The sequence below is a fragment of the Desulfogranum japonicum DSM 18378 genome, from assembly GCF_000429945.1.
Lineage (GTDB): Bacteria > Desulfobacterota > Desulfobulbia > Desulfobulbales > Desulfobulbaceae > Desulfogranum > Desulfogranum japonicum.
The window spans coordinates 118,293-131,155 of record NZ_KE386995.1 but is presented as its reverse complement, the minus strand read 5'-3'; the positions used below and the strand labels follow the sequence as shown (position 1 = coordinate 131,155).

Genomic DNA, 12,863 nt, shown 5'->3' with positions numbered 1-12,863 from the left:
CAGATGTATCTTGAAACCATGTGATGGAGCCAAATACTTCAGAATAATTATAGGCGAAGCAAAACCTGACAACAAGTTATCCGGTAAAAAAAACGTATAATATGTAATAGGCTTGTGGAAATGAGTTTCATCACCTCCTCGAAATTCTTTGTTTAACCCCACTCAACAGATCACCATTTGTATTCGCCAGATCAAGGACATACCAAGCATATAGCTATCTAGTATACGAATAAGTATCATGTATCTGATCAGGGTCGAACCGCTATGATATGCCCTTTATTTTTTGAATAAAAGACTCTCTCCAGGCCACAGCCATCTCCGACCTCCCATGCCCCTGCACTTAACTCACCTTTTTCATTTGTTAGCCAGTAGGCTCCTTCAATACTGAATTTCACATCTCCGTTATTTTTCAGGTCAAAGATCAGCAACAAATCGTGTAGTTCCTGCTTTGTGGGAAGCCTCCAGGCATCATTGCCTTCTGCTCTCAATTCGGCTAGATACTGTTGGACTTCACCAGGCGTTGTAAAAATACGGCTTCTTATCCCTGTCCATACGTTATTATTTCTTGTATTAACAATATATCCCTCTTCTGAGTATGACAAATACGCATCCTGATTTGCAGCCCTTACTATTTCAGGTGAATATCCGTAAAGAATCACCATGATACCCACGGATAATAACAATACAAAGATTGTCCAGTGTCTATTTATATTTAGCATGTCAACCTCCAACTCGTTCAGTTGATAACCACTATCCCATAGCCATGGGCCTGATACCCTGTCAGGGATACAAAAGTATTAGGAACAGGCTTCACGCCTGGGATGTAGGTATCCTTAGTAATGTTGAACAAATCAGCGGCAATTGAACATGCTTCGAATTTCACTCCATCCTGATGCAACCTTGCTATTGTTTCAGCAGCTTGTTTAAGATGCTTTTGGTCTTCTTCGGAATACGACCAAATCTCGTTTGATATAAAGCGAATGGCAGGTCCTCGTACTGTCACAACAAATTCGGGTTGAACTCCCTGGTCTTGTATGCTGTCATGGGTTTTGGCAATCACACTCAAAAAGAAAGCAAACGTTTTCGCTTCCTTGACCTGGATGTCATATACAGCTTTAACCTTGTCGAGGCCTGTTAACAATTCCCGTTCATACAAATTATTACCAGCGTTGCTGATACTATCTGTGAAAAACGACATGATGAAAAAAGTGAAAAAGCAGATAGATGTACGTATTATTGAGGACCACGACATAATGTAGTCTCCTGTGAGGGTCGCGGAAAATAATAAATATCCAAAAATTGCGTAGGATATCGGTTTGGTAACGACGTAGGGTCAATGGTTTCATACTGGCCGTATTGATCAATTGACGTGACAACGTTACCGAGTTCTTACCACTCCAGCAAAAACCACCTAAAATAATAATCACTCTCAATGAGAATGTAAAACACGATATATAGATGAGATAAATAGAAAGAGCGAGCGAGAATTCAAAAGGGAGACTGTTGTGATATTCCCAGCAGTGGTTTTGTTTTCAAGGAGAGAAAGAGCTGGGGGTGTACTTTCAGCTTGTTACGCTGTTCGGCAAACCATACTGAAAAAAAGACCAGAATTTTAAAAAGTGAGCAGCGAATTCGTCACTGCGGCCTGCATTGACAGAGTATACCGCCTATAAATAATTCTGCTCGGTCGAAGGGATGAAAGATTTTTCATACAAATGGAAGTGCGGAATGCTTTTCTGCGTATTCTTCACATGCTTCATATTCAGCACGTACAAACCGTCTTCCCAATCTCTCGACACCTTTACAATATGTATCTATTACAGAATATCTGGTACGTAAGTTCGCAAGTTTTTCCTGTTGTGGTGGAAAAAGTCGTTTATATTTCTGAAGCTTATTGCCATATATTGTTATACCCAAGGAAGCGGTAAGTAGAATTCCAAGAGCAAGATCATCTAGATGTTTGATATGAAGGGAATCAAAGTATATGGCATAAACACCGACAGCTATGCCCAAAAAGGCAGTGACGAAGAAAAAAATAAACCAAAGAACATACCTTTTCCGATGTTGAAAAATATCTTGCTCAGGCTGTTGTAACACATCTATTTTCATGCAATATCTTTCCTGCAGATGATTGTTGACACGTAACCAATCAGCAAATACAGCGAGGCTGATTCTCAAAATTGTTCCAGCATTTCCAGTGCAAGCCTGGTTTTTGCGACATCGTGCACGCGCACATAATCCACTTGCCGTTGAGCACACAGCAAAGAGACTATAGCTGTTGGCCAATCTCGTTCTTCCAAAGGAATATGAAAAAGGTGGTCAAAAAAGGACTTTCTGGAATGCCCGATAAGCAAAGGGCAGCCATGTACTCGAAAACGCTTGATATTGCGCAGTATGGCTGCATTATGTTCAGGGAGTTTTCCAAACCCCAATCCAGGATCAAGGATTATCTGTTGCAACTCAACGCCCTTGCCCTGAACTTCTGCAATCTGCTCATGGAAAAATGTATTAATTTCATCAATCACATCATTGTATTTGGGTTGTAGCTGCATATTTTGAGGAGTTCCCTGCATATGCATAAGAATGACGGGGCAGCCAGAATCAGCGGCAATGCCAGCCATATGGGGATCTCCTCTGAGAGCAGAAATATCGTTGATTATGTCTGCACCTGCATCCAAGGCTTGCCGGGCGACTTCTGCCTTGGTTGTATCGATGGAAATGGGTTTGTCGGTTAGGGAACGGACAAGTTGCACCGCAGGAATTGTCCTGCGCAATTCTTCTTCCAGTGATACTGAAGCTGCAAAAGGCCTGGTGGATTCACCACCAATATCAATACAGTCTGCCCCATCTTCAAGCAACTGAACCACCTGTTCAGCCAGATCCTCCTGGTGCACAAATTTGCCGCCATCAGAAAAAGAATCAGGTGTTACATTTACGATGCCCATGATCTTCATATTGCTGACCAAATCCTATTATCAAATGAAATTGCTTACACTTTCAGAGACTATCACCACTCATCCTCAGACACCATCATCAACATGCATAAGAGAAAAAAATCTACAGCAAACCACCCTTGTGAAAAATCGGGATCATTGACAATCTGCTCAAGAACCACGGGATAGCATATGCAATAAAAAAACCGGCTGGTAAATAGTTATCTACCAGCCGGTCAGCAAATACACCTGGAATACTCTTGCAGTATGTTTATGCAGTTGCTTCTTCCAGGATATCTTCAGCTTCCTCCGGACGCAGCTCTTTGATAATACGATCCATATCCTCTAGCATAATAGTCTCTTTTTCAAGCAACTCCAGAGCAATGGCTTTAAGAATATCCATATTATCCAGCAGCATCTTGGTTACCTTGTCATTGGCATCCAGGATAATCTGTTTAACCGCGTCGTCAATTTTCTGAGCAGTCTGCTCGCTGTAGTCACGATGCTGGGTGATCTCACGCCCGAGGAAAATCTGTTCATCCTTTTTGCCATACGCAAGGGGACCAAGTTCGTCACTCATCCCCCACTCACAAACCATTTTACGGGCAAGCTCACTGGCACGTTCGATATCGTTACCAGCACCTGTCGTAATTTCATCAAACACCAATTTTTCGGCGACCCTGCCTCCAAACAAAATGGCAATGGAGTTTAACAGAAACCCTCTGGCATGGGTATATTTTTCATCCATCGGCAACTGCATGGTTAAACCGAGAGCTCTTCCTCTGGGGATAATAGTTACCTTATGAATGGGATCAGTACCTGGAAGCAAGCGTGCCACCAGTGCATGTCCAGCCTCATGATACGCGGTGATCTCTTTTTCCTTTTCAGAAATCATCATGGATCGTCGCTCAGCGCCCATCATGACCTTATCTTTGGCACGTTCGAGATGTTCCATCCTGATGATGTCTTTATTTTCCCTTGCTGCCATCAATGCGGCTTCGTTAACAAGATTTTCCAGATCAGCACCTGAAAAACCGGGTGTTCCACGGGCAATGACAGCCATATCTATATCAGGATCGAGCTTGGTTTTTTTACCATAGATTGCAAGAATCTGCTCCCTGCCCTTCACATCCGGAACAGGTACAACAACCTGGCGATCAAAACGGCCGGGTCTCAGCAGAGCCGGATCCAGAACATCCGGTCTGTTAGTGGCAGCAATAATGATGACTCCGTCATTCCCCTCAAACCCGTCCATTTCAACCAGAAGCTGATTCAGAGTCTGCTCACGCTCATCGTGCCCACCACCGAGCCCGGCACCTCTGTGGCGTCCCACTGCATCGATCTCATCTATAAATATGATACAAGGAGCATTTTTCTTTCCCTGATTGAACAGGTCTCTGACACGTGACGCACCAACGCCAACAAACATCTCAACGAAATCAGAACCGGATATGGTAAAGAACGGTACACCAGCTTCACCTGCTATGGCTCTTGCCAACAGAGTTTTACCGGTACCCGGAGGACCAGCCAGCAGGACACCCTTGGGTATACGACCGCCGAGTTTGGTAAATTTTTGCGGGTCTCGAAGAAAATCAATGATTTCTTCAAGTTCTTCTTTGGCCTCATCAATGCCTGCCACATCCTTGAATGTGACCTTGACTTCCCCTTCACCCTGCAGTTTTGCCCTTGTTTTTCCGAAGGAAAGGGCTCCGCCTTTTCCACCCATCTGCATTTGACGCATGAAGAAAATCCATACACCGATTATCAGCAACATGGGAAACCAGGAAATAAATGCGGCATAGTACCAAGGGGTTTCTTCCGGTTCCTTTACAGAGATATCTACTTTGGACTGTCTGAGCATGGGAATAAGCTCAGTATCATCAGGGGCAACGGTGGAGAACGGCCGACCATCAGGTCCTGTGCCTGTAATTTTCTCCCCCTGAATGTTCACTTTTTCAATCGCACCGCTTTCGACATTATCCCAGAACTCGCTGTAGGTTATCGAGTTCCCGCCGGGGTGCGGTTTACTGAACAGATTAAAAAGTAAAATCATGGTCACGCCAATGACCAGCCACATACTAAAATTTTTATAGAAGGTATTCAAAAAATAGCTCCAATAGTGCTTGTCTTACCTCAGGTAAAACGATTGTTCACTGTGTTGGTGGTCAACGATTCTCAGTGTCCATCAGGAAACAGCTGTTTCACGTCTCTGCTTCACCTGAATAAAAACAGGCAAAATCTCCCAGGAGGCTGTCCGAGAATGCCCTTTACCACGGCTCAGGCTTATTTTAAAAAAATAATGCGAGTAATAGTAACGACATGACTGTGCGTATTTTTCTAAAACAGCTTGATTGAGGAAAAATACCTATTCCCAGGCAATTTCCTGGGCAAAGATTATCCGGACAGGCACCACTCATAGTAACGGTATTGTAATAGTAATACTTCTTTGCACTCAGTCAAATACTTCTTCACAGCTCTATCCCTCATTTCCGATGAGTAACCTTGCCATAGTTATATTCATAGGGCATGGCAGCTAAGCGCAACTGCCGTGCCCGCCAACAATGCCCATGGCCGGCAATTCGGTCAAGCAAACAAGTGATGTCTTTGACATGCAAACCAAATCAGCATCTTTTATAAGCATTGCAAAGTAAAGTTCCTCGGTTCAGAGGTCAACCCGTTTTTCCAAAAATTCATAAAAAATCAAGGTTATCGCTTTTGGGCGTATTCCTGTACAGTTTTGACCTGTACATCCTTGGACCGCAAAGATTCCAGTGCACGGGCCATCGCTCCACCACCAGTAATGGTAGTGGAATACGGAATATGATAATCCAACGCGGCCCTCCTAATGGTGTACGAATCCTCGGTGGTTCGATTGCCGGCCGAAGTGTTTAAGATCCACTGCACCTCACCATCTTCAATCTTATCAAGGATGTGTGGACGTCCCTGGGAAATTTTATTCACCTCAACACAAGGGATGCCTACTGATTTTAATTTTTCAGCGGTTCCCTTTGTTGCCAGGATTTTGTAACCAAGATCATGCAGTTTTCCGGCAACAGGGATGACAGAATTCTTGTCACTATGGCGAACAGACAAAAAGACAGTCCCTTCAAGTGGCAGCTTAGCGCCACCGGCCATCTGTGCCTTGACCAGTGCCTGACCCAGGTCTTCGTCCATCCCCATAACCTCACCTGTGGATTTCATCTCAGGCCCAAGCAGGGTATCAACATTTTCAAAACGATCAAAAGGAAAGATAGCTTCTTTAACTGCCCAATGATCGAGACGGACTTCTTCGGTAAAGCCTAATTCTTCAAGGGTCATCCCCATCATCACCTTGGTGGCGATTTTTGCCAGCTGTACACCTGTGGCTTTGCTTACAAAAGGCACGGTACGGGAAGCTCGAGGATTAACCTCCAATACATAAAGAACATCCCCTTTCACGGCATACTGCACATTCATCAATCCTATAACACCGAGTTCAGCAGCCATATCTTTTGTGGCCCTGGTGATTTCATCAACCATGATAGGAGACAGGGTGTGGGGTGGTAACACGCAGGCCGAGTCACCGGAATGAATACCGGCTTCCTCGATATGCTCCATAATACCGCCTATCACTGTCACTTTCCCATCGCAGACAGCATCTACGTCGACCTCAATGGCATCTTTCAGAAACTGATCAAGGAGTACAGGGAACTCACCGCCTGCCATCCCTGGTAGATTCATAAAATCGCGTATTCCTTTTTCATTATAAACGATACGCATATCACGTCCACCAAGAACATAGGACGGTCGCATAACCACAGGAAACCCAATTTTCTCAGCAACGGCCAGCGCCTCCTCCAGTGAGCGTGCAGTTCCATTGGCAGGCTGACGCAGACCCAGTTTCTGCAATAACTGCTGAAAACGTTTTCTGTCTTCAGCCCGGTCAATGGCGTCAGGAGATGTTCCTATGATGGGTACTCCTGCATTATGCAGCGGAACAGCAAGGTTAAGAGGTGTTTGCCCGCCAAATTGCACAATGACACCATCCGGTTTTTCCCGTTCGATGATATTCAGCACATCTTCTCTGGTGAGAGGTTCAAAATACAATTTATCAGAGGTGTCGTAGTCTGTGGAAACCGTTTCAGGATTGGAATTAACCATAATGGATTCCACACCTATCTCACGCAGAGCAAAGCTTGCATGTACGCAGCAATAGTCAAACTCAATCCCCTGTCCGATACGATTTGGCCCGCCACCCAGAATCATAATTTTTTTCTGGTCGCTGGTTCTGGCCTCATCTTCCTGCTCATAGGTGGAATAATAATACGGGGTATATGATTCAAACTCTGCAGCACATGTATCGACAAGTTTATATACCGGCTCAACTTTTTTATCCTGACGCAACGCCCGAATATCATTCTCGGAGGTACCGGTTATATGTGCAAGCTGCACGTCAGAAAATCCGTACTGTTTGGCCCGGTAAAGGCTTTCATGATCCAACCGACTGAAGCCGATTTCCCGAAGCTCCTTTCCTTTTTCGATAATCTGCCTGAAATTATGCAGGAACCAAGGGTCTATACTGGTCAACTCGTAAATACGCTCCAAAGACATTCCGCGGCGAAGAGCTTCGAACACATAACTGACTCGTTTGGAATTTGGCCGGTTCAACCCCTTGTCGAGGTCATCCTGATGCATGCCGCTCATGTTATCCTTGCCGTCAAAACCAAATCCCATACGTCCAATCTCCAGAGAACGCATGCCTTTCTGGAATGCCTCTTTAAAGGTACGTCCGATGGCCATGGTTTCGCCCACGGATTTCATCGCCGTACTCAGGATATCTTCCGCCTCTGGAAACTTTTCAAAGGTCCATCTCGGGATTTTGACTACGCAATAATCAATGGTAGGCTCAAAAGAAGCGTAGGTTTCCCTGGTAATATCATTTTTAATCTCATCAAGGGTATAGCCAATAGCGAGCTTAGCAGCTATCTTGGCAATGGGGAAACCTGTGGCCTTTGATGCCAGGGCTGAAGAACGTGACACCCTTGGGTTCATTTCAATGATCATCAACTCGCCGTCTTCGGGATTAACGGCAAATTGCACATTGGACCCTCCGGTTTCCACTCCGATCTCACGAATAATGGCAATGGCGGCATCACGCATTTCCTGATATTCACGATCTGTGAGTGTCTGTGCGGGGGCAACGGTAATTGAATCACCGGTGTGAACACCCATGGCGTCGACATTCTCGATGGAACAGATAATGACCACATTATCGTTTTTATCCCTCATGACCTCGAGCTCATATTCTTTCCAGCCCAGGAGGCTACGTTCGATCATGATTTCATTGGTCATGGAGAGATCCAGGCCTGCAGTGGCAAGTTCCCTAAGTTCGGTTTTGTTATAGGCAACCCCGCCACCGGTTCCCCCCAGGGTAAAGCTGGGACGTACAATGATGGGGAAACCGATATGCTCGGCCTCTGCCATGGTGTCTTCAATGGTATGCACAATGGCGGATTCAGGAACCTTTAGGCCAATTTTTCGCATGGCATCGCGAAATTCCTCTCTCCCTTCAGCCTTTTGGATAACGTCAATATTTGCAGCGAGCAATTCCACGTTATATTTTTCCAATACCCCCATCTTGGCAACTTTAATGGCTGTATTCAGGCCAGTCTGACCACCAAGTGTTGGCAGAAGCGCATCAGGACGTTCCCTTTCTATCACCTTGGCCACGCATTCAGGAGTAATAGGCTCAATATAGGTGCGGTCAGCAAGGCCGGGATCAGTCATAATGGTAGCTGGGTTGGAGTTGATCAGGACAACCTCAAACCCTTCTTCCTTAAGTGCTTTAACAGCCTGCGCTCCCGAATAATCGAACTCGCAGGCCTGGCTGATGATGATAGGCCCAGATCCTATGATAAGAATTTTCTTTATATCTGTTCGTTTTGGCATAATCGTATAACCGTGACTGTGGCTGAGGTAATCAACAAGACTCTTTCATAAGGTCAATAAAACGCTGGAAAAGATATTCTGCGTCATGGGGACCTGGAGCATACTCGGGATGATACTGGACAGAAAAGGCAGGGTACCTGGTGTGCCGCATTCCTTCAAGGCTGCCGTCATTGAGATTGATATGGGTGACTTCCACTTCAGGGGGCAGACTGTCGGGATCAACGCAAAAACCATGATTTTGGGAGGTGATCTCCACTTTTCCAGTGGTCAGGTCTTTGACGGGCTGATTGCCGCCCCTGTGGCCGAACTTCAGTTTATAGGTTGTTCCGCCGTAGGCAAGTCCGAGCATCTGATGCCCGAGGCAGATGCCGAAAATCGGTTTTTTACCTAATAACTGCTTCAGATTATTCACCACCCCTTCCACGCCAGCCGGGTCACCGGGACCGTTGGAGAGGAAAACTCCGTCCGGTTCAAGTGCCAGAACTTCCTCAGCGCTGGTGGTGGCAGGAACAACAATGACCTGACATCCATAGTCGCTGAGCAGACGTAACTGGTTGTATTTTACTCCAAAGTCAAAAGCAACAACCCGATATTTTTCAGGATCCCTATTTCCCAGTTGAACAGCTGCCGGCCCCTGGGGACTCCAAAAGTAGGGTTCTTTGCAACTCACTCTGGTAACCATATCCCGCCCGACAAGGCCGGCCCATCCCTGCGCTTTTTTGACAAGGGATTCACCATCCAGATCCTCTGTGGAGATAGCGGCTTTCATGGCTCCGGTTTTTCGAATCAGCCTGGTTATCATTCGGGTGTCAATCCCTTCTATTCCAAGCACATTATATTTTTTCAGCATATCAGCCAAGGTTGCGCTTGCCCTGAAATTGCTGGGAAATGCCTGATACTCACGTACCAAAAAGGCTCGAGGGAATACAGCTGCTGATTCCATATCCTCTTCATTAACACCATAATTGCCAATTAAGGGATAGGTCATGGTTACCAGCTGACCGGTATAGGAAGGATCAGTCAATACCTCCTGATAACCACTCATACTGGTATTAAACACAATCTCTCCCACAGCTTCACCTGGCCCGGTAAACGAGTACCCGGATATAACTGTGCCGTCCTCCAAACCTATCAATGCTTTCATAGTCTACACCATTCTATAAAAATTACCCTTTCACCTGTTGTGAAATGGACGAGTGTTGCTTGTACATCGCAGCGACCTCCTGCAGAAGAAGACCTACAACATCAACCTGCTTTTTCACCACCTCATTCCTGTGGTTCATCAGCTTTTGAGCCTGTTTACATATTTGTCTGTACATCCGGGGATCAGCCATGTGTTCTTTGAGAATTCTCAGCAAGGCATCCTTATCAACGACTCGGAAGCCACATCCTGCATTTTCAGCCAGCGAAGCGGCCTCCATGAAATCTTCCATACTGGAGCCATAATACACAGGAAGCTGCCACCTGATTGCCTCCATAATATTGTGCCCTCCACATGGTACAAGGCTGCCTCCGCAAAATATGAAATCACCGGCGCTGTATATCTTTGCCAGATCACCCATGGTATCAAGCAGAATAACGGAGCTGGTGCGTTGTTCATTGGTAAGTTCGCTATACTTTTGGCAGGCAAAGTTGTAACGGGCTATTGTTTTTTCCACATCGTCCAGTCTTTGCAGATGACGGGGAGCAAGAATAAGGACAAGGTCATGCTGCAGGTGCAATTGATTGAAAACCTGCAACAGCTGTTCCTCTTCATTTCCATGGGTGGAGCCGCAAATCAAAACACGTTCAGTTTGTATCTGCAGATACCGCCGATGGTTTTCGCGCACAGTTGTGGGCTCATTGGTTTCAGAGGAAGCATTTTTTATATTTCCACAGACACTGAGACGGTTTTCATTGACGCCGAGCTTGAGGTATCTGTCAGCATCGTCTGCAGATATAGTGGCAATGCGCTGAACTCCACCGAGGATACTGGCAAAGACCTTTCGACACTTGAGATAGCTTCGAAAAGAGCGCTCAGAGATGCGTCCATTCAATATGCCGGTAACCACACCTTTTTTTTGGGCCTCTTTAAGCATGGCGGGCCAAAGTTCAGTTTCAAGGCAAATATAGATATCCGGAACCAATGCGTGAAGAGCCTTGCGGACAATAACCGGTACATCCAAAGGAGCCAGGAGACATGTGACCCCATGGGGCATTTTTTTCTGCGCATGCGCACAGCCCTGCACAGTAGTGGTGGTGAGAATATATTCAATACCACTATAAGCTTGAGACAGTGCATCGACAAGTGTGGCTGCTGCCTGCACTTCACCAACCGATGATGCGTGCAGCCAGATCCTGACAGAGGTTTGCCCACTTTTGCCCAAATCTTCTGTATAAATCCCAAGCCGTTGATCAAGGGCAGAGAAATATCGCCCTCCAAGTGGCAGGAGTAAAGGTAGCAGCAGGCGAAGGATGCAATACCCTGTGGTTCCGATGAAACCATACGCCCAGTATATCATTTTTTCCACAGTAGCGTCGGTGTTTTGTGACTTCGATAAAAACTCTCTATTAAACCAACTTACACAAAGAGAGTCAATAACGTTTCCACTCAATACGGAAATAATGGCCCTTTTTTTTACTTTCAGTAGATATAGCGACTCCCGACCGAACACAGGAATCATTTCGTCTCAATTTTCATTGACATCTTTATCCATGATTTGTTAGCAACCTCGCATTCATCTCGGTTTTCCTGTATATACTCTGTGTACTTGTATTAGTATACTGTTGATTCTGAGTGAATACACGCCAAATACTTATTAATTTTATCTACTCAAACAAGGAGATTGTTATGAGGAAACTGCTGAGCATACTGCTCGTCCTTCTGTGTTGTATCTATGCAGGGCAGACACTCTCCGCAGCAGAGGAAAAGGAAATGAAAGACGGTTTATATGCAAAAATCAATACATCAAAGGGCGACATACTGCTTGAGCTGTATTACGACAAAACACCACTCACTGTTATCAATTTTATTGGCCTGGCAGAAGGTACCCTGCACCTCGGTGGTTCAGAGAAGCCCTTGGGTAAACCATTCTACGATGGACTCACCTTTCACCGGGTCATCAACAATTTCATGATCCAGGGTGGATGTCCACTGGGAACAGGGACAGGTGGCCCGGGATATACTTTCCCAGATGAAATTCGTTCATCCCTCAAACACGACAGCCCAGGTATTCTCAGCATGGCTAACGCAGGGCCCGGAACCAACGGCAGCCAATTCTTCATTACCCATCTCCCCACTCCCCACCTGGATGGAAAACATACTGTTTTTGGTAAAGTTGTTGAAGGGCAGGATGTTGTTAACGCAATTCAGCAGGGAGATAAAATTCAGCACATAGAAATCATCCGCGTTGGCAAAGAAGCGGAGGCGTTTAAAACTGATCAGGAGGCCTTTGACAAGGCACTGTCTGAAATTAGCGATAAAGAAAAAGAAAGCCAGCAAAAGGAACTTGAACAACTCAAAAAGAAAATACAGCAAAAATGGCCTGAAGCACGCAGAACCCGTTCAGGCATGTACTACCAGGTTGAAAAAGAAGGCAACGGCCCCAAACCGTCCAAGGGAGATATAGTCAGTGTGCACTACACCGGTAGACTCCTTGCCAACTATCGTAAGTTTGACAGTTCCTATCAGCGTAAGGAACCCATTGAATTTCCTGTAGGAACAGGCAGGGTTATTCCGGGATGGGACGAGGCGCTCCTGGATATGCACAAAGGTGAAGAGCGGACCATTATCCTTCCTCCAGATCTTGCCTATGGCGAGCGCGGTGCAGGCAATGGCATCATTCCACCGAATGCATGGCTTGTATTCTATGTGGAACTGGTTGATGTAAAGCAGTAAGCCGGAAACGTTTTTAGAAAAATTTCTGGCCTGGATCTCTCACGAGTATATTTTGCAGTAGATGCGAGGCACCACACGTCTAGCCCGAGTAAACCTCGGAGTCTATACGCTTCACTGCAAATGGC

At 45.8% G+C, this 12,863-nt stretch carries 9 protein-coding genes; 1 reads left to right on the top strand and 8 read right to left on the bottom strand.

Annotated elements, in window-relative coordinates; translation table 11 throughout:
• Positions 1 to 248 precede the first annotated feature (248 nt).
• From G493_RS0125200 to G493_RS0125165, 8 genes are all read right to left on the bottom strand, one after another.
• Positions 249 to 719 carry a hypothetical protein gene (locus G493_RS0125200; protein WP_028582569.1) on the bottom strand — a complete coding sequence of 157 codons (471 nt, stop codon included), beginning with the start codon at positions 717 to 719 and terminating at the stop codon, positions 249 to 251.
• A 17-nt stretch (positions 720 to 736) separates the two neighbouring features.
• Positions 737 to 1,252 (bottom strand): DsrE family protein, encoded by a 516-nt coding sequence (locus G493_RS31290; RefSeq protein WP_051309931.1) that lies wholly within the window; start codon positions 1,250 to 1,252, stop codon positions 737 to 739.
• A 455-nt stretch (positions 1,253 to 1,707) separates the two neighbouring features.
• Positions 1,708 to 2,109 carry a hypothetical protein gene (locus G493_RS0125190; RefSeq protein WP_153306672.1) on the bottom strand — a complete coding sequence of 134 codons (402 nt, stop codon included), beginning with the start codon at positions 2,107 to 2,109 and terminating at the stop codon, positions 1,708 to 1,710.
• A gap of 65 nt (positions 2,110 to 2,174) precedes the next feature.
• Positions 2,175 to 2,945 (bottom strand): dihydropteroate synthase, encoded by a 771-nt coding sequence (gene folP, locus G493_RS0125185; RefSeq protein ID WP_232363837.1) that lies wholly within the window; start codon positions 2,943 to 2,945, stop codon positions 2,175 to 2,177.
• Positions 2,946 to 3,204: 259 nt separating this feature from the next.
• Positions 3,205 to 5,037 (bottom strand): ATP-dependent zinc metalloprotease FtsH, encoded by a 1,833-nt coding sequence (ftsH, locus tag G493_RS0125180; protein WP_028582566.1) that lies wholly within the window; start codon positions 5,035 to 5,037, stop codon positions 3,205 to 3,207.
• Positions 5,038 to 5,639: 602 nt separating this feature from the next.
• A complete protein-coding gene (gene carB, locus G493_RS0125175; protein ID WP_028582565.1) occupies positions 5,640 to 8,861 on the bottom strand; it encodes a carbamoyl-phosphate synthase large subunit in 3,222 nt (1,073 codons plus the stop codon).
• 31 nt (positions 8,862 to 8,892) lie between these two features.
• Entirely contained in the window at positions 8,893 to 10,005 is a 1,113-nt protein-coding gene (gene carA / locus G493_RS0125170; RefSeq protein WP_028582564.1) for a glutamine-hydrolyzing carbamoyl-phosphate synthase small subunit, read from the bottom strand.
• 22 nt (positions 10,006 to 10,027) lie between these two features.
• On the bottom strand, positions 10,028 to 11,524 hold the full coding sequence (locus G493_RS0125165; RefSeq protein WP_084813772.1) for a 3-deoxy-D-manno-octulosonic acid transferase: 1,497 nt from the start codon (positions 11,522 to 11,524) through the stop codon (positions 10,028 to 10,030).
• A 251-nt stretch (positions 11,525 to 11,775) separates the two neighbouring features.
• Between G493_RS0125165 and G493_RS0125160 the strand changes: the two genes are divergently transcribed.
• Entirely contained in the window at positions 11,776 to 12,738 is a 963-nt protein-coding gene (locus G493_RS0125160) for a peptidylprolyl isomerase (RefSeq protein ID WP_205623759.1), read from the top strand.
• Positions 12,739 to 12,863: the final 125 nt, after the last annotated feature.

What these genes read in the sequence shown, in the direction of transcription:
- G493_RS0125165 (WP_084813772.1), bottom strand. Translation starts at nt 11,524, where the DNA reads ATGATTCCTGTGTTCGGTCGGGAGTCGCTATATCTACTGAAAGTAAAA.
- carA (WP_028582564.1), bottom strand. Translation starts at nt 10,005, where the DNA reads ATGAAAGCATTGATAGGTTTGGAGGACGGCACAGTTATATCCGGGTAC.
- folP (WP_232363837.1), bottom strand. Translation starts at nt 2,945, where the DNA reads ATGGGCATCGTAAATGTAACACCTGATTCTTTTTCTGATGGCGGCAAA.
- G493_RS0125200 (WP_028582569.1), bottom strand. Translation starts at nt 719, where the DNA reads ATGCTAAATATAAATAGACACTGGACAATCTTTGTATTGTTATTATCC.
- G493_RS0125190 (WP_153306672.1), bottom strand. Translation starts at nt 2,109, where the DNA reads ATGAAAATAGATGTGTTACAACAGCCTGAGCAAGATATTTTTCAACAT.
- G493_RS31290 (WP_051309931.1), bottom strand. Translation starts at nt 1,252, where the DNA reads ATGTCGTGGTCCTCAATAATACGTACATCTATCTGCTTTTTCACTTTT.
- carB (WP_028582565.1), bottom strand. Translation starts at nt 8,861, where the DNA reads ATGCCAAAACGAACAGATATAAAGAAAATTCTTATCATAGGATCTGGG.
- G493_RS0125160 (WP_205623759.1), top strand. Translation starts at nt 11,776, where the DNA reads ATGAAAGACGGTTTATATGCAAAAATCAATACATCAAAGGGCGACATA.